This window comes from Microvirga splendida (assembly GCF_016427565.1).
In the GTDB taxonomy this organism is placed as follows: Bacteria; Pseudomonadota; Alphaproteobacteria; order Rhizobiales; family Beijerinckiaceae; genus Microvirga; species Microvirga splendida.
The window spans coordinates 13806-31095 of the sequence record NZ_JAELXT010000022.1; the positions used below are offsets into that span (position 1 = coordinate 13806).

The following is a 17290-nucleotide window of genomic DNA, read 5'->3' on the forward strand; positions in this document are numbered from 1 at the left end:
GACTTTTCTTCGCAAATCCATCGTTGAAACAAAAGCTTCTTCAAGGATTATTAGAGGAACGAGCCCTGCTGCATTGCATCAATACTGGCCTGCAGGCGGGTTTTGTCAAGGAATGTAAACTGAAGGATTGCAGATGACCTCCCAGACGTCCCCGGCTTCGACCAACGGCCTGATCCCCTCCGCCCCGAAGGGCCGCTTCGATGGCATCCGCCGCCCCTATTCGGCCGAGGACGTTCAGCGTCTGCGGGGTTCGGTGCAGATCGAGCATACCCTTGCCGAGCGCGGCGCCCAGAAGCTGTGGCAGCTCCTGCACGAGCGCCCCTACGTTCACTCGCTCGGCGCCATGACCGGCAATCAGGCCATGCAGATGGCCCGCGCCGGGCTCGAGGCGATCTATCTCTCCGGCTGGCAAGTGGCGGCGGATTCGAACGTGGCCGGCGCCATGTATCCCGACCAGTCGCTCTATCCGGCCAATTCCGGCCCCGAGCTGTGCCGGCGCATCAACCGCACCCTGCAGCGGGCCGACCAGATCGAGCATGCGGAGGGCGGCGCGCAGCGGGACTGGTTCCTGCCCATCGTGGCCGATGCGGAGGCCGGCTTCGGCGGCCCGCTCAACACCTTCGAGATCATGAAGGCCTATATCGAGGCCGGCGCCGCGGGCGTCCATTTCGAGGACCAGCTCGCCTCGGAGAAGAAGTGCGGCCATCTCGGCGGCAAGGTGCTGATCCCGACCTCGGCCCACGAGCGCAACCTGATCGCCGCGCGGCTCGCCGCCGACGTGATGGGCACCTCGACCCTGATCATGGCCCGCACGGACGCGGAATCCGCCAAGCTCATCACCTCCGACGTGGACGAGCGCGACCGCCCGTTCATCGAGCCCGACAGCCGCACGCCGGAAGGCTTCTATCGCCTGAAGGACGGCACGGGCCTCGATCACTGCATCGCCCGTGGTTTGGCCTACGCGGAATTCGCCGATCTCCTGTGGTGGGAGACCTCGCACCCGGATCTCGACGATGCCCGCACGTTCGCGGAAGCGATCCACAAGCGCTACCCGGGCAAGCTCTTGGCCTATAACTGCTCGCCGTCCTTCAACTGGAAGAAGAAGCTGGACGACGCCACCATCGCCAAGTTCCAGCGTGAGCTCGGCGCCATGGGCTACAAGTTCCAGTTCGTGACGCTCGCCGGCTTCCACCAGCTCAACTACGGCATGTTCGACCTGGCGAGCGGCTACCGCGACCGCGGCATGGGGGCCTATTCCGAGCTCCAGGCGGCCGAGTTCGACGCGGAGGCGAGCGGCTACACCGCCACCCGTCACCAGCGCGAGGTCGGCACCGGCTACTTCGACAAGGTCTCGGTGGTGATCACTGGCGGCAAGTCCTCCACGACCGCCATGGCCGAGTCGACCGAGACCGCCCAGTTCCAGGCCCCAACCAAGCTTCAGGCGGCCGAATAACCCTCGACGAACCTCGAACCCTTTTCAGCAATGGAGATCGACAATGAGCAATTCACGTTTCTGGGTGGTCGGCGGCGAGTACACCTCCTGCGACTGCGAAAAAATCGTCCAGGGCACCGAGCGGGTCATCGGACCTTTCGAGAGCCGCCATGAGGCCGAGCGCACCTGGCGCACGCTCTCCGAGGATCACCGGCCGCAGGCTCAGGTCCGCTTCACCATCGCCCAGGAGCCTCCGTCGACCCTGAGCGCCTGAAGAGGCCATTTGAGGCGCTGAAGGTCGCCCCGCCGGAGGACGAGGTTCCTTCGGCGGGATCTTTCGTCACAACACGAAGTTTTTATCCTCCGGCCAAAGTCTTCTTGAGACCCCCTCTGCCTAAATCGCCAGACTGTCCTAAAAACAGCTGGGCAAGATTCGAGTAAGGGGGTTCCCATGAAATCCGTCCTCAAGCCGGCTCTGTTCGCCATTGCCCTCGGGCTAGCGGCGGCAGGCACCGCAAAGGCCGATGTGGTCGTCTCGTCCAAGATCGACACGGAAGGCTCCGTCCTCGGCAACATCATCCTGCTCGCCCTCGATGCCAACGGCATCAAGACCCAGGACCGGATCCAGCTCGGCGCCACCCCGGTGGTGCGCAAGGCCCTCACCGCGGGCGAGATCGACATCTACCCCGAATATACCGGCAATGCGGGCTTCTTCTTCAACAAGGCCGACGATCCCGTATGGAAGGACGCCGCCAAAGGCTACGAGACCGCCAAGAAGCTCGATTACGACGCCAACAAGATCGTCTGGCTCGAACCGGCGCCGGCCAACAACACCTGGGCGATCGCCGTGCGCAAGGAAGTGGCCGACGCCAACAAGCTGAAGACTATGTCGGATTTCGGCCAATGGATCGCCAAGGGCGGCAAGGTGGTGCTCGCGGCTTCCGCCGAGTTCGTGAACTCGGAAGCGGCCCTGCCGGCCTTCCAGAAAACCTACGATTTCCGCATGAAGCCGGAGCAGCTCATCGTGCTCTCCGGCGGCGACACGGCGGCCACGATCAAGGCGGCGGCCGAGCAGACCAACGGGGCCAACGCCGCCATGGTCTACGGCACCGACGGTGGCATCGCACCGTCCGGCCTCGTGGTGCTGGAGGACGACAAGAAGGTGCAGCCCGTCTACGCGCCCGCTCCCATCGTGCGCGAGTCGGCCCTGAAGGAGAACCCAAAGATCGCGGAGGTCCTGAAGCCCGTTTTCGCCTCCCTGGACCTGAAGACCCTCCAGGAGCTGAACGCCCGCGTGCAGGTCGGCGGCGAGCCGGCGAAGGCGGTGGCCATGGATTACCTGAAGTCCAAGGGCTTCCTGAAGTGATCCGACGGCTGGACTCGAAGTAAGAACTGCACGACCAGGGCCGGACGCTTTGTGAATACGATCTCCTCTCGAACCACCGCGCCCGGCATGCTCACCCTGCGCCCCGCCCTGCACCTGGACCGGCTCGGGAGCGTGATCGCTGTGCTCATCGGCGTCGCGCTGTTCGCCAGCCCCTTCGTGACGTACCGGGCCAACCGCATTGTCTCGGGCGAGGGGCGCCTGCTCGTCGATGCGCTGCCGCCGGCGGGCGCGGTCGCCGTCATCGCCGTGGTGCTCGGCGTCGCGCTCTGCGCGGTGCTGGCGCAAAGGCCGCTCGTGCGGCTGGCGGCCGCCTGCCTGGGGCTTGTGACCATCTTTCCCGCGGTCGGGTTCTCGGCGGGCTTCGTGACGCCCGCGGGCAACACCTTCGCCCGCGTGTCGCCCGCCATCGGCTTCTGGCTTCTCGCCCTGGCCCTCGCGCTGCTCGCCGCCGATGCGCTGACGCGCCTGCGCCTCGGGCCCTGGGGGAGGCTCGCGGCCTTGAGCCTCGCCGCGGGGGCGCTGGCGCTGCTGCTGTTGTCGGGCGCCTGGGGCGATCTCTCCCTGATGAAGGAATATGCCAACCGGGCCGAGAGCTTCTGGCGCGAGGCGCGCCAGCACTTGTGGCTCGCCTTCGGATCGATGCTCGCCGCCTGCCTCGCCGGATTGCCGCTCGGCATGATCAGCCACCGCGTTCCCGCCCTGCGGTCGTCCATCCTGCAGGGGCTCGGCGTCGTGCAGACGATCCCGAGCATCGCGCTCTTCGGCATCCTGATTGCGCCTCTCGGCTATCTCGCGGCCAACGTGCCGCTCGCCGCTGCGCTCGGCATCCGCGGCATCGGCGCGGCGCCCGCCTTCATCGCGCTGTTCCTCTATTCCCTGCTGCCGGTGGTGGCCAACACGATGGCGGGTCTGGCCCAAGTGCCGGCCGACGTGACCGAGGCGGCGCGCGGCATGGGCCTGTCGCGGCGCCAGCGCCTCGTGCAGATCGAGCTGCCCCTCGCTTTTCCCGTCATTCTCGCGGGCATCCGCATCGTGCTGGTGCAGAATATCGGGCTCGCCACGGTGGCTGCGCTGATCGGGGGAGGGGGCTTCGGCACCTTCGTGTTCCAGGGCATCGGCCAGACAGCGACCGACCTGGTGCTGCTCGGAGCCCTTCCGACGGTGGCTCTGTCCTTCGCCGCCGCCATCATCCTCGATGCGATCATCGACCTGACACGACGGGGCGCGCATGATCGAGATTGAGCATCTCAGCAAGCGCTACGGCGAGACCGCGGTCGTCGACGACGTGTCCTTCACGGTCGACGAGGGGGAGATCGCGGTCGTGGTCGGCACCTCGGGGGCTGGCAAGTCGACCCTGCTGCGCATGATCAACCGGCTCGTGGTGCCCGATGAGGGCCGCGTCCTCATCGACGGGCAGGACACGGCGACGATCCCGGAGGACGAGCTGCGCCATCGCATCGGCTACGTCATCCAGGGCTACGGGCTGTTCCCGCATCGCACGGTCGCGGAGAACATCGCCACGGTGCCGCGCCTGCTCGGCTGGGACAGGCGGCGCATCGCGGCACGGGTCGAGGAACTGCTCGACCTGTTCCAGCTCGACGCGAGCGAGTTCGCGCGGAAGTTTCCGCATCAATTGTCCGGCGGCCAGCAGCAGCGCGTGGGCGTGGCGCGTGCGCTTGCCGCAAAGCCCGCGCTCCTGCTGATGGACGAGCCCTTCGGGTCGCTCGATCCCGTCATCCGCGGCAAGGCGCAGGACGATCTGCTGGCGATCCAGCGCCGGCTCGGCACCACCATCGTGCTCGTCACCCACGACATGAACGAGGCCTTCCATCTGGGCAGCCGCATCGCCGTCATGGACCAGGCGCGCCTCCTGCAATATGCCACGCCGGCCGACCTGCTGACCCATCCGGCGGAGCCCTTCGTCGAGCAGCTCGTGGGAACGGCGGAGCGGCCGTTCCGCCTCCTGTCCTTCGTGACGGTGCGGGATGCCATGGAGCCCGGGCCTGCCGACGGGGAGCCCTTGCTCCCCACGGCCAGCCTGCGCGAGGCGCTGGCGCAGCTGATCTGGCGCGGCAGGACAACGCTTCCCGTGGCCGACGCGTCGGGGGCTCCCGTCGGGCGCATCAGCGTCGAGGGCATTCTAGCGCACGGGCGGTCCCTGTCATGAGCACGCGGGCCGTCATCCTGCGCGTCGCGGCGCTGCTCCTGCTCCTCGTCTTCGTGACGGCGCCGCAGCTCTTCGCCTTCGCGTTCGCGCCGCTGACCGCAAACGACGCGCCGGCGATCTACAACCAGGGCAGCCTGCTGGCCCTCACCCTGTCGCATCTGCGCATCGTGGCCCTGGCGACCCTCGCCAGCACCATCCTGGCGGTCGCGCTCGGCATCTTCGTCACCCGGCCTGCGGGGCGCGAGTTCCTGCCGCTCTCGCGCAGCCTCGTGAATATCGGCCAGACCTTCCCGCCCATCGCCGTGCTGGCCATCGCCGTGCCGCTCGTGGGCTTCGGGGACAAGCCTACCTTCATCGCGCTGTTTCTCTACGGCCTCCTGCCGATCTTCGAGAACACGCTGGCTGGTCTGTCGGAGGTGTCCCCCAGAACGCTCGAGGCCGCCAAGGGCATGGGCATGAACGCCCGCCAGCGCCTGTGGCAGGTGGAGCTGCCGCTCGCCCTGCCGGTGATGCTCGCCGGCATCCGCCTGTCGGTCATCATCAGCCTCGGGACCGCCACCATCGGCTCCACCGTGGCGGCCAAGGGATTGGGCGAGGTCATCATCGCGGGCCTACAATCCAACAACGTCGCGTTCATTCTCCAAGGCGGGCTGGTGGTTGCTTTGCTGGCAATCTTGATCAACGACGGGCTCGGACTGGCCGAGCGGGTGGCCGCCAGGCGGCTGGGTCGTCCCATGGGCGGGTTGGCATGACGATCCTGGCGCGACTCAAGACGGAGACCCGGGCGGCGCACGACCGCATCGAGGCGGCGATGGATCTCGACCGCCGGATCGCCTCGCGTGAGGGCTACCGGGATCTGCTGGTCCGCTTCTACGGGTTCCACAGGGCCTGGGAGGAGACGGCTGCCGGCCAAGCGCCCGACCGAAGCTTCTTCGAGCGGCGTCGCAAGACGCAGCTTCTGGCCAGGGATCTCGAGGCCCTAGGACTAAAATCGGAAGACATCATCCGTTTGCCACAATGCCGGCCTCTGATGCCGCTCCCGGTGCCGGAGGCGGTGCTGGGGAGCATGTATGTGGTCGAGGGATCCACGCTCGGCGGCGCCGTCATCGCGCGCGATGTGGAGCGCCGGCTCGGACTCGACGCGGAGACGGGCTGCGCCTATTTCCGCAGTTACGGACGTGATATTGCGGCCATGTGGAAGCTGTTCGGCGCGGTGCTTCTGGAAGCGTCCTCGCCGGAGGCCGACGACGTGATCGTCGAGTCCGCGCAGAAGACCTTCGATGTGATGCATGATTGGCTGTGCGAGACCCCATGACCCTGCAGACGCCGCAAGATATCGATCTCACCGCCTGCGACAGGGAACCGATCCACATCCCGGGCAGCATCCAGCCGCACGGGATCCTGCTGGCGGTGCGGCTTTCCGACCGGACGCTGGCCTATGCCAGCGCCAACATCGCCGAGATCTTCGGGCTCGATCCCGCGGGCGCCCTGGGCCGGCCTTTCGCCGACATCCTGCCGAATCTCAGCCGGGAGTTCGAGGCGCCGCTCGCCGATCCGCCCCAGGCCGGAACCACGCGCACCCTGCGCACGATCGAGGTTCAAACTGCAGGGGGTCTGCGCGCCTACGAGGCCGTGATCTCCCGTTCGGGCGAATGCGCCGTCCTTGAACTCGAGGAAACGCCCCTGGGGGCCTTGTCGAGCCTCGATTCGCTCTATCCCACCCTGCGCCGTTTCGTGGAGCAGCTGCAGGGCGCCTCCAGCGTCGACGTCCTGTGCGGTCTCGCCGCGCAGGACGTGCGCCGCATGACCGGGTTCGACCGGGTGCTGGTCTATCGCTTCGACGAGCACTGGAACGGCACCGTCATCGCCGAGGACCGCAACGAGGTCCTGCCGTCCTATCTCGACCTGCGCTTCCCGGCCTCCGACATTCCGGCCCAGGCGCGGGAGCTCTATCGGCGCAACCGCCTGCGCATCATCTCGGATGCCAACTACACGCCCGTCCCGATCCAGTCGCGGAACCCTGAGCCGCTCGACCTGAGCGACTCGGTGCTGCGCAGCGTCTCGCCGGTGCATCTCGAATACATGCGCAACATGGGCACGCTCGCCTCCATGTCGATCTCGATCCTGCGCGACGGAAGGCTGTGGGGCCTGATCTCCTGCCACAACAAGGAGCCGAAGCGGGTTTCGCTCCAGGTGCGCAACGCCTGCGACTTCCTCACCCAGATCTTCTCGCTCCAGCTCGAGGCGCGGGAGAACACGACGCTCGCCGAAAACCGGGTGCGCCTCGGCGCCGTGCAGACGCGGCTTCTCGCCCACATGGCGGCGGAGGATCATTTCATCGCCGGCCTCGTGAACCACCCGGACGACCTCCTGCTGCTCGCCGGAGCGCAGGGCGCGGCCGTGATCACGCCGGACCATTGCTGGCTCATGGGCCAGACCCCCGGCGAGGACGCGGTCAGGGCCCTGTTCACCTGGCTCTCGCAGCACACCCAGGAGGATGTCTTCGCCACCGACCGCCTGTCCCAGGTCTATCCGGCCGCGGGCGCCTATGCGGACCGGGCCGGCGGCGTCCTGTCGATCTCGATCTCGAAGGCGCATTCGAGCTACGTGCTGTGGTTCCGCCCCGAGGTGGTGCAGACCGTCAAATGGGGAGGCAACCCGCAGAAGCCCGTGCAGGAGGAGGCCGGCACCTCGCGGCTCCACCCCCGCCGCTCCTTCGAGATCTGGAAGGAGACCGTGCGCGAGCGGTCGCTGCCCTGGGACCGGAGCGAGATCGAGGCGGTGGGGGAGCTGCGCAACGCCATCGTGGGCATCGTGCTGCGCCGGGCCGAGGAGCTGGCGGCGATCTCCGACGAGCTGCGCCGCTCCAACAAGGAGCTGGAGGCCTTCTCCTACTCGGTCTCGCACGATCTGCGCGCCCCGTTCCGGCACATCGTGGGCTTTTCCGAGCTGCTGAAGAAGCAGGAATGGAACGACCTGTCCGACAAGGGCAAGCGCTACATCGACACCATCATCGAGTCGGCCTACACGGCCGGAACCCTAGTGGACAACTTGCTGCGGTTTTCGCAGATGGGCCGCACGGCCCTCAAGCCCCGGCGGATCGACATGGATCTCCTGATCGACGAGATCCGGCAGCAGCTTTCCGTTCATACGGGCGAGCGCCGGATCGAGTGGGTGGTCGGCGACCTGCCCGAGGTGACGGCGGATCCGGTGCTGATCCGCCTGGTGTTCGAGAACCTTCTCGACAATGCCGTCAAATACACCCGCCCCCGGGAGAGGGCCCGCATCGAGATCGGCTCCACGCGCAACGATGGGGAGACGGTGTTTTTCGTGCGGGACAACGGCGTCGGATTCGATATGAAGTACATCGACAAGCTCTTCGGCGTCTTCCAGCGGCTGCACCGGATGGAGGATTTCGAGGGAACCGGCATCGGGCTGGCCAACGTGCGCCGCATCGTCGAAAGACATGGCGGACGGGCCTGGGCCGAAGGCGCGCTCAACAAGGGCGCGACCTTCTCCATTGCCCTGCCGGATCACACCATGACTGAAGGAGCGGCGTGAATGCCGGAACTGAAACCGATCCTGCTGGTTGAGGACAACCCGAAGGATCTCGAACTGACCCTGGCGGCTCTCGATCAGAGCCAGCTCGCCAACGAAGTCGTCGTGGTCCGCGACGGCGCGGAGGCGCTCGACTTTCTCTATCGCCGCGGCCCGCACGAGAGCCGCAACACCAGCGACCCCGCCGTGGTCCTGCTCGACCTCAAGCTGCCGAAGGTCGACGGGCTGGAGGTGCTGGAGAAGGTGAAGTCCGATCCGCATCTCAGGCAGACGCCGGTGGTGATGCTCACCTCCTCGCGGGAGGAAAGCGACCTCGTGCGCAGCTACGAGCTCGGGGTGAACGCCTTCGTGGTGAAGCCGGTGGGCTTCCGCGAGTTCTTCGACGCGATCCAGGACCTTGGCGTGTTCTGGGCCATCCTCAACGAACCGCCGCCGCGGCGCAACGGAGAGTAACGCGACCGATGAGCCTGCAGGCCCGTCCCCCGTCCGGCCCGATGCTGCGCATCCTCCTCCTGGAGGACAGCGTGCTCGATGCTGAGCTGGTGACGGAAGCCCTGGCCTCCGCCGACCTCGCCGCCGCGATGGAGCGCGTCGACACCGCGGCGGATTTCACCCGGGCGGTGCAGGAGGGGCGCTGGGACATCATCCTGGCCGATTACAGGCTTCCCGCCTTCGACGGCTTGAGCGCGCTCGAGATCGCGCAGGCGCGGGCTCCCGGCACCCCCTTCGTGTTCGTGTCGGGTGCGCTCGGCGAGGAGGTGGCGGTCGAAGCGCTCAAGCGCGGCGCCACGGACTACGTGCTCAAGCACAGCCTCGACCGGCTTCCGGGCACCGTTCTGCGGGCGCTTGCGGAGGCCCACGAACGGACGGAAAAGCGCCACGCGCAGGACGCCCTCCAGACGCTGCTCGAGCAGCAGACGGCGCTTCTGCACGAGCTCGACCACCGGGTGAAGAACAACCTCCAGCTCCTCCTGTCCCTGATCGGCATCGAGATCCGCCAGGCCGAGGGGGGGCCGGTGCGGGAGGTGCTGGGGCGCATGAGGGAGCGGCTGCAGGCGCTCGCTGCGGCGCACCGGGATCTCTACGACGGCAAGGGCTCCGCGCGCTTCGATGCGTCCAGCTTCGCCAAGGGGCTCTGCCAGGAGCTCACGTCGGGGCTTTCCGACGTGAGGATCGTGCCAGAATTCGAGGTCGAGAACGTGGAGGTGGAGGCCGCCAAGGCGGCGCCCATCGCGCTCCTGTTCAACGAGATCGTCGTCAACGCCCTCACCCATGCCTACAGGGAGCGCCACGGCAAGCTGAAGCTCACCCTGCGCATCAGGGACGGGATTCTGCTGTTCCAGCTCTCGGATGACGCCTTCAGCCCGCAGGAGAAGGAGACGGCGCAGAACAGCGCGTCCGGCACGGTCCTGAAGGCTCTCTCGCGCCAGCTCGACGCCCGGGTGGAGTGGCCGCCGGACGAGCCGGCGACCCTCGTGCGCGTCACCATGCCGGCGCAGGACGTGAGCTAGCCGATGGTGCGGGAATCCAAGCCTGGAACGAGCGCTGCAAACACGGCCGGGGATCTCCCCGGAAGAGCCAGGGTATCGCTGCGGCAGGTCCTGTGGGGGCTGGTGCTCGCCATCTCGCTGCCGATTATCCTGGTGGCGGCAGGAGGCTTCTACTCGGGCTACAAGGCCGAGCAGCAGGCCATCGATCAGCGCATGCAGGAAACCGCCCGCGCCTTGAGCCTGCTGCTGGATCGGGAGATCGACAAGTCGGTGCTGGCGATGCGGGTCCTGTCCCAGTCGCCGACCCTTGCCAGCGGCGACTACGAAGCCTTCTATAGACGGGTGCAGGACGTCCGCCTCGCGGATCCTTCCTGGATCGCCCTGTTCGAGCCGGACGGCCGGACCTTGTTCAACACCCGCGTGCCCTACGGCGTCCGCCTGCCGGACAGCAACCGGCTGGACGTTCTCCGGCAGGTTCGGGAAACCCGCGAGCCCCATGTGTCGAATCTCTACGCGGGCTCTCTGACCGGACAGCGCCTGATCACCATCGACGTCCCGGTCATCCTCGACGAGAGGGTGGCCTATATCCTGTCGCTCGCCCTGAGCCCCGACGTGTTCCAGGGCATCATCCGCGATCAGAGGATCGTCGATGGCTGGAACGCCGCCGTGCTCGACCGCAGCCGGCGCATCGTCGCCCGGTCCCGCGCGCCGGAGCGGTTCGTCGGCGAGCCGGCGAGCCCCAACATTCAGGAGGCCCTCGCCTCGAAACCTGAAGGGATCGTCCAGAGCGTGACGCTCGACGGCATCGCGGTCCGCACCTATTTCAGCCAGTCGCCGGCCTATGGCTGGTCCTTCGTCATCAGCATCCCGACCTCTGAGCTGGCGCAGTCGATCCAGCGCTCGCTCTTCTGGCTCATGATCCTCGCCGGAGTTGCATTCGGCGGCCTTATCCTGGCGGCTCTTCTGGCTCGCGCCATCGCCAGGCCGGTCGATCAGCTCGTTGCCGCCGCCCAGGCGCTCGGACGCCGGGAGGAGGTCGCCGGACCCGGCACCACGCAGGTTCTGGAGTTCGACACGATCAGGACGGCGCTGGCAGAAGCCTCCTCCGACATCCGCAGGCACGAGCGCGACCGGGAGGATGTTCTCGCGCAGATGGCCGAAAGCGAGGCCCGCCTGCGCCTGGCGCTCAATGCCGGGTATTTCGGCTCCTGGGAGTTCACCCCGGAGACGGGCTCCTTCGTCACCTCCGCCACCTGCCGGGCCAATTTCGGCCGTGGCCGCGACGAGCCGTTCACTTATGCGGACCTGATCGAATCCATCCATCCCGACGACCGCGCCATGCAGGCCGAGGCCGTGGCGCAGGCCGTTGCGACCAACACGGATCTTCATGTGGAATATCGCGCGATCTGGCCCGACGGGAGCGAGCACTGGATCCGTGTCAGCGGTCGCACGCGGGTTGGAGCAAACGGCCAGTTGTCCATGGTCGGCGTCTCGCAGGAGATCACGGAGCGCAAGCTCGCCGACGAACGGCAGGGGCTTCTGCTGCGCGAGCTGAATCACCGCGTGAAGAACACGCTGGCGACCGTTCAGTCGGTGGCCTCGCTCACCCGCCGTTCGGCCCAGAACACGGATCCGGCCGCCTGGAACGCCTTCATGGATCGCCTGCACGGGCTCGCCAAAACCCACGATCTCCTGACCACCACCCATTGGCAGGGCGCACTTCTGGAGGACGTGCTGAAGAACGAGCTCGATCCCTACCAGGACGGCATGCGTCAGCGCATTCGCCTGCGGGGGCCGAGGATCAACCTCCAGCCGGGCGCCGTGCTGGCCTTGGGCCTCGCCATCCACGAGATGGCGACGAACGCCGTCAAGTACGGCAGCCTCTCGGTCCCGAATGGAAAGGTTCATGTGATGTGGGCCGTCACGTCCGGCACTGCTCCGCCCACCCTGCTGGTCGAGTGGGTGGAAAGCGGCGGTCCGATTGTAAAGACGCCGGAGCGCCAGGGTTTCGGAACCAAGCTCATCCAGCGCGGCCTGGCGCAGCAGCTCGGGGGCGAGATCAAGCTCGATTTCGCCCCATCGGGCGTCCGCTGCGTGATCACCTTCCCGATCGACACCATGGTCGCCGACGGCGACGAGGCCGACGACACCCGACAGCGCTACGCGTCCTGAGGCGGCATCGTCCGCTGTGCACCGGAGGTTCGCCTGAGCGAAAACCGGGTCCACTTTTGCGCATGATGCTCTAAGCTGGACAGCCCCGCCTTTCACCCGGTGCTTCCATGACGACCATTCGCGACAAGCTCGAAACCATCCTGGAGCGTCTCGACGCGCGGGCCGCCGACGAGCGGGTGTTCGTGCGTCTCTACCGGGAGGCGGCTCGCGCGGCTGCCGACGCGGCCGATGCAAGACAGCGTGCGGGCGTTTCCTTAGGCCCGCTCGATGGAAGGATCGTGTCGATCAAGGATCTGTTCGACGTGGCGGGAGAGACCACGCTCGCGGGCTCCATCGCCCTGCGGGACAATCCTCCGGCGACCGGGGATGCCGTTATCGTGCGACGCCTGCGCCAGGCCGGTGCCGTCATCCTGGGTAAGACCAACATGGTGGAGTTCGCCTATTCGGGGCTCGGGCTCAACCCGCATTACGGCACGCCGGGGAATGCGGCCGACCCCTTGCGCATTCCGGGCGGCTCGTCCTCGGGCGCCGGGGTCACCGTGGCGGAAGGCACGAGCGAGATCTCCATCGGCAGCGACACGGGCGGGTCGGTGCGCATTCCGGCGGCGCTCAACGGCGTGGTCGGTTTCAAGCCGACCGCGCATCGCGTTCCGTTGGATGGAGCGTTCCCGCTCTCGCCCAGCCTCGATTCCATCGGGCCGCTCGCATTGTCGGTTCAGGACTGCGCCGTCACGGACGCCGTCATGGCCGGCGATGAGCCTTGGACAGTGAATTCCCGCTCCCTGGCAGGGCTGCGGATCGGCATTCCGCGCGGGCGCCTGTTCTCGGACACGGAGCCCATGGTGGAGCAGGCCTTCGAGGCGGTCCTGGGCCGCCTGTCGCGGGCCGGAGCGGCCATTGCCGACCACGGCATCGAGGATCTGCTCACGGCCATGGCGGAGACCACCGCCGCGGCCTCGATCGCTTCCATCGAAGCCTCCGAGGTTCACGCGGACTGGCTGGAGACGAAAGCGGCGGATATCGATCCGCGCGTGCGGTGGTCCATCGCCCGCAGCGGCACCGTGCCGTCGCCGGTCTATATCCGCATGATCCGCCAGCGTGCGGCCCTGGCCGCAGCCATGGACGAGCGGCTGTCTTCCGTCGACGTGCTGGCGCTGCCCACGACGGCGATCACCGCGCCCCTCATCGCGCCGCTCGAGGCGGACGACAGGCTCTACAACAAGACGGACTGGCACATCCTGCGCAATCCGATGTTCTGCAACCAGTTCGACCTCACGGCCATCTCGCTGCCCGTGGCCGGCTGCGAGCGCCCGGTGGGCTTCATGCTGGTGGCGCGCCACGGGCAGGATCGCCGGCTGCTGGAGATCGCAGCCGGGGTGGAACGCGCCCTGGCAGGCTGACCCGGGCGCACGGACGTCAGGCCTGTGCGGATCGAGAAAGATCGCGTAGATCGAGGGCCGCCGGCACCGATCGTGCCAACAGGCGTTGGATCCAGTCGGCAAGCCCTGGAACCTGTCGGCAAGATCTGGAGAACCCGATCCGCATGATGCGCCAACTCTATCTCTGTCTGGGATATGGCAGCCTTGCTCTCGGGGTGATCGGGATCTTTCTGCCCGTCCTGCCGACGACGCCCTTCGTTCTCCTGGCCGTCTGGTTCTTCGCCCGGTCGAATCCGGCCCTGGCCGAGCGGCTCTACAGCCATCCCCGCTTCGGGCCGCTGCTGACCGCATGGCGCGACCAGAAGGCCATTCCGCGGCGCGCCAAGATCTATGCCCTGGCCATGCTGGCCGTCTCCTACGGTCTCGTCCTGTGGCTGACGGAGATCGCCGCCCTGCCGGTCGTTCTCGCCGTCGTCATGGGAAGCGTGGCGCTCTACATCGCCACACGTCCGGCGCCCCGCGACGGGGCGGAGAGCCGGCTCCCCGACGCCTGAGACGATCGGATCGGAGACTTCTCGTGTCTCGGGCTCTCTCTTGTCACGTTTGGCCAAGGTTGCGCCATGCTGCGGACATGGTTCGCGTTAGGCTGCTGATGTCTGAACGAGGAGGGATGTCGTGCGCAGTCTCAGCCTGTCGGTTTTCCTGCTTGCCTCGGCCGCAATGGTCGCGCCGCTTCTGATCGCCATGGCTTACGGAGCCAGCATCGTGACATCGGCCCTGATGTTTCCTTAAAAAACCTCGCCGGGTGTTCGCGCGGGCCGTTCAGGTCCGCGGGTTGGCGATCTCCGCCGTCAGCTTCGGCAGTTCCTTGGTCATCCAATCGACCATCTGGTCGCTCGTCTTCAGATGCGCCGGCATGGGAATGAAGGGGCCGTGCGACTCGTAGATGGCCGTGGGATCCTTGGGCCCCAGGATCGGGTCGAGATCGTCCTCGATCTCCGGCGTGATGCTTCTGCTGCCGAACCAGGTCACAAGCAGGAGGAGCATTCCGACGGCGCCCGCAAGAACGACCAGCAAGGATATCGCCAAGTCCGCCACCTGTTCCTTCCCTGCAATGAGAGGACCGTTTCGCTCAAGTTCGAGCTTACCATCGAACGATCTTTCTTCCAACGATGCAAGCCGCCGCCTTGCGACATGATGTTCCCTGTTTGCCATGGGGCCGTTGAGGTCTACACTTGCGGCACGGGCAGGCCTCAGGGCCGCTCATGGGTTGAAGGGGGCGCTGCGATCGATCCTGCTGCAGGGGAGGCGCTCATGCGAACCTATTACGTGTTCCAGTCCAAGACGGATCCCGGTCTTCGCGGATTTGCCGAGAGTTCCGCCGGCGATGCCTTGCCGGCCGATTTGGGGCCGTGGGTCCTCACGCGGCAGATCGGTCCCGATGAGGAATGGAACCTCGGCATCAGCCGCGCCGTCGTGGCGGCCGGAATCCTGGAGAACGGGTTCTATCTCTGGGGCCCCGTCAACCGCGCGGCCTCGTCCCGCCCGGTGATCGAAAGCGACCGCGTGGAAGGAACCGTCGTCTACGACCCGCGCGGAACGCAGATCGGCACGATCAAGCGCCTGCTGATCGAGAAGGTGAGCGGCCGCGTGCTCTACGTCGACGTGACCTTCGGGGGCTTCTTCGGGCTGGGCGTCCATCACCACACGATCCCGTGGGACAAGCTCTCCTACGACCGGGAACTCGAAGGCTACCGCACGGACGTGACCGAGGCGCAGGTGCAGGGAGCGCCGGCCTTCTACGGCGACGACACCGTCTGGCCCGACCGCAGGCGCGAGCAGGAGATGCGGGATTACTGGCACGATGTTCCGCGAGGGCCGATCTGAGGCCGCCGCTCGTCATGTGATGGAGGATCGCCATGATTGCGCATACATTCGACGTCGGTGAAATCGTCAGGCCGCGCCCCGCCTGCCGCGCGCTTCCGCACGATGTCTTCAGGATCCTGCGTCTGTTGCCGCTGACGGCAGGCGGCGTGCCGCTCTATTGCATCAAGAGCGAGACGGAGATGATCGAACGCGTGGTCGAGCAGAACGACATCGAGGCTGCGCCCCGTTGATGGGCATGCGCAGGCTGCCGGGAACCGGTTTCGAGGCGAGGCCGTTCTTCTCCTGAATCCCTTCGTTTCCTCTGGCAACTTGCGGCCTGACGGTTCTCCGCTCAGGCCTCTTCTTTGTCATGCCGGCTCATATCGGGCATCGACGATGCGCAACTCACGGCACGATGCTCTAGGCCGCGGCGGGCTGGTGCGTGATCGCCGGTGTCATCATGCGCCCGCGATTGATCAGGGTGGCCGCGCAGGTTGCGAGCGAGAGGGCAGCCCGGTCGGAGCGCCGCGTCTGCAGGCAGACCACGTAAAGCCGCATCACTTCGACCGTGACATAATGAAAGGCCACATCCGATCCTCGGGCGAGCCTCATGCGACGGGAAGCCGTGTCGAGCTTGTCGAGATAGAGCGCCTGCTCGGTCTGCGGCTCCGCGAGAAAGCCGCTCAAGCCCCCGAACGTGTCCTCGAAGTGCCCCCACAGGAGCGCCAGATTCCTGGCGGCCTTGTCCTGCTGGTCGGGCGCGAGCGTCTTGAACTCTCCCAGGAGATGCCAGACGGGATCCTGCTCGAGGGCCTCGTGCTCCGCACTCTTCACCAGCGGAACGAAGGGAAGCAGGGTCCGGGCATTCGCGATCAGGGCAGGGCGCAGCCTGTCCCACTCGGCGAGAACCCTCGGCAGCACGATCAGCGCGGTGGCGAGCGCCGTCTGATCGAGCGTCCTGCCGATCCGCCGAAGCACCGGACGGGCCGCCTCGCCGTATTGCTGCGCGATCCGCCAGCGCAGATGGCAGAGCCTGTAGACCTGTTCGAGCTTCTCGATGAGTTCATGACGCGATTGGTCGTCGGCGGACCAGGGAAAGGCAAAGTCGTTTCGGGATTGTGGCGAAGAACTCATGATGCCGACGGTTCGCTCCGCAAATCACTTGATGTGTCCGGCTTCGCTCATGCCGGGGCAATCGCGGCAACTTTGAGGCTCCCGCGGTGGAACGAGATGAACGCGGCAATGCTGCCGGATTTCGGTCTCAGCAATGAGTATTTAAAGACATCTATCCTGAAGATGGACCTATCGAGGTCCTGTTCCTGCTCTCACGGAGGCGCAGCAGACGGAGGAATGCAGCATCGTTCGCATCAGCCCAATCTTGAATGGTGGGGTTCAATGCTTACGTTTCGAGCAGACCCCTGATCCGGGCCCCTCTGACGCAGGAAGCGGTGGCGCCTGCGTGATGTCGGATCGTTACCGATCCGGCCGCCGGCACAGAGATGATCATGCTTCAAGAATTCCTGGCTTCCCTCGTCGGTCTGCTCATCGTCGATCCGCTCCAGGCGGAGATCAGCGAGCGCCTCGCTCAGGCTCGGGCGCCCCAGGCGGTCATCGCGGATGTGAGAACCTGCGCCGAGGCCTCCCTGCCGGGGCTGGCCGAACGGGCCATGGCCGAGCCCCTCTGGGTCGTGAGCACGGCCCTGAACGTCTGGACCGGCCAGACCGCCCCCGAAACCATCCTCGGCAACGCCCCTCAATGCGAGGCCGCCCTCAAGTCGGCCCGTGTGTATCTCGAGAGCCGCGGGGCGTAAGCGGGCATGCGCCAAGTCGGCCCCGCGC

Annotated in this window: 18 protein-coding genes; 16 read left to right on the top strand and 2 right to left on the bottom strand. The window is 66.6% G+C overall.

The annotated features are described in order from the left end of the window. Nucleotides 1–133: 133 nt before the first annotated feature. The 13 genes from aceA to JAO75_RS17695 all read left to right on the top strand — a co-directional run bounded on the left by aceA (nt 134) and on the right by JAO75_RS17695 (nt 14139). Complete coding sequence (gene aceA, locus JAO75_RS17635) at nt 134–1453, top strand: isocitrate lyase (protein WP_199050456.1); 1320 nt, start codon at nt 134–136, stop codon at nt 1451–1453. A gap of 43 nt (nt 1454–1496) precedes the next feature. After that, entirely contained in the window at nt 1497–1706 is a 210-nt protein-coding gene (locus JAO75_RS17640; RefSeq protein ID WP_036347633.1) for a DUF4170 domain-containing protein, read from the top strand. Nucleotides 1707–1883: 177 nt separating this feature from the next. Then, entirely contained in the window at nt 1884–2798 is a 915-nt protein-coding gene (gene osmF / locus JAO75_RS17645) for a glycine betaine ABC transporter substrate-binding protein OsmF (protein WP_199050457.1), read from the top strand. An 87-nt stretch (nt 2799–2885) separates the two neighbouring features. Then, complete coding sequence (locus tag JAO75_RS17650; RefSeq protein ID WP_199050518.1) at nt 2886–4061, top strand: ABC transporter permease; 1176 nt, start codon at nt 2886–2888, stop codon at nt 4059–4061. Next, the gene (locus JAO75_RS17655) at nt 4048–4986 is read left to right on the top strand and encodes an ABC transporter ATP-binding protein (protein ID WP_199050458.1); all 939 of its coding nucleotides are present in this window, start codon (nt 4048–4050) and stop codon (nt 4984–4986) included. Before JAO75_RS17650 ends, JAO75_RS17655 begins: the two co-directional genes overlap by 14 nt. Beyond that, nucleotides 4983–5738: an ABC transporter permease gene (locus JAO75_RS17660; protein ID WP_199050459.1), complete on the top strand. Its 756-nt coding sequence runs from the start codon at nt 4983–4985 to the stop codon at nt 5736–5738. The genes JAO75_RS17655 and JAO75_RS17660 overlap by 4 nt, the downstream gene beginning before the upstream one ends. Beyond that, nucleotides 5735–6301 carry a biliverdin-producing heme oxygenase gene (locus tag JAO75_RS17665; RefSeq protein WP_199050460.1) on the top strand — a complete coding sequence of 189 codons (567 nt, stop codon included), beginning with the start codon at nt 5735–5737 and terminating at the stop codon, nt 6299–6301. Before JAO75_RS17660 ends, JAO75_RS17665 begins: the two co-directional genes overlap by 4 nt. Then, the gene (locus tag JAO75_RS17670; protein ID WP_199050461.1) at nt 6298–8547 is read left to right on the top strand and encodes an ATP-binding protein; all 2250 of its coding nucleotides are present in this window, start codon (nt 6298–6300) and stop codon (nt 8545–8547) included. Before JAO75_RS17665 ends, JAO75_RS17670 begins: the two co-directional genes overlap by 4 nt. After that, nucleotides 8548–8997, top strand: coding sequence for a response regulator (locus tag JAO75_RS17675; RefSeq protein WP_199050462.1), 450 nt, complete (start codon nt 8548–8550; stop codon nt 8995–8997). Between the two features lie 8 nt (nt 8998–9005). Further along, the gene (locus JAO75_RS17680) at nt 9006–10055 is read left to right on the top strand and encodes a sensor histidine kinase (protein WP_199050463.1); all 1050 of its coding nucleotides are present in this window, start codon (nt 9006–9008) and stop codon (nt 10053–10055) included. 3 nt (nt 10056–10058) lie between these two features. Continuing rightward, complete coding sequence (locus tag JAO75_RS17685; protein WP_199050464.1) at nt 10059–12206, top strand: sensor histidine kinase; 2148 nt, start codon at nt 10059–10061, stop codon at nt 12204–12206. A 107-nt stretch (nt 12207–12313) separates the two neighbouring features. Then, a complete protein-coding gene (locus JAO75_RS17690) occupies nt 12314–13606 on the top strand; it encodes an amidase (RefSeq protein WP_199050465.1) in 1293 nt (430 codons plus the stop codon). Between the two features lie 143 nt (nt 13607–13749). Further along, complete coding sequence (locus JAO75_RS17695; RefSeq protein ID WP_425523201.1) at nt 13750–14139, top strand: YbaN family protein; 390 nt, start codon at nt 13750–13752, stop codon at nt 14137–14139. A gap of 268 nt (nt 14140–14407) precedes the next feature. On the opposite strand, the gene JAO75_RS17700 is transcribed toward JAO75_RS17695, so the two are convergent. Beyond that, nucleotides 14408–14674, bottom strand: a complete 267-nt coding sequence (locus JAO75_RS17700) for a hypothetical protein (protein WP_199050466.1) — start codon at nt 14672–14674, stop codon at nt 14408–14410. Between the two features lie 225 nt (nt 14675–14899). Here JAO75_RS17700 and JAO75_RS17705 point away from each other — a divergent pair, with 225 nt between their 5' ends. After that, nucleotides 14900–15472: a PRC-barrel domain-containing protein gene (locus tag JAO75_RS17705; RefSeq protein WP_199050467.1), complete on the top strand. Its 573-nt coding sequence runs from the start codon at nt 14900–14902 to the stop codon at nt 15470–15472. Nucleotides 15473–15504: 32 nt separating this feature from the next. Then, nucleotides 15505–15702, top strand: coding sequence for a hypothetical protein (locus JAO75_RS17710; protein WP_199050468.1), 198 nt, complete (start codon nt 15505–15507; stop codon nt 15700–15702). 169 nt (nt 15703–15871) lie between these two features. Here the strand turns inward: JAO75_RS17710 and JAO75_RS17715 are convergent, their stop codons facing one another. Beyond that, nucleotides 15872–16585 (bottom strand): hypothetical protein, encoded by a 714-nt coding sequence (locus JAO75_RS17715; RefSeq protein WP_199050469.1) that lies wholly within the window; start codon nt 16583–16585, stop codon nt 15872–15874. Nucleotides 16586–16956: 371 nt separating this feature from the next. On the opposite strand from JAO75_RS17715, the gene JAO75_RS17720 reads away from it, so the two are divergent. After that, nucleotides 16957–17262 carry a hypothetical protein gene (locus JAO75_RS17720; RefSeq protein WP_199050470.1) on the top strand — a complete coding sequence of 102 codons (306 nt, stop codon included), beginning with the start codon at nt 16957–16959 and terminating at the stop codon, nt 17260–17262. The last annotated feature ends 28 nt before the right edge of the window (nt 17263–17290 follow it).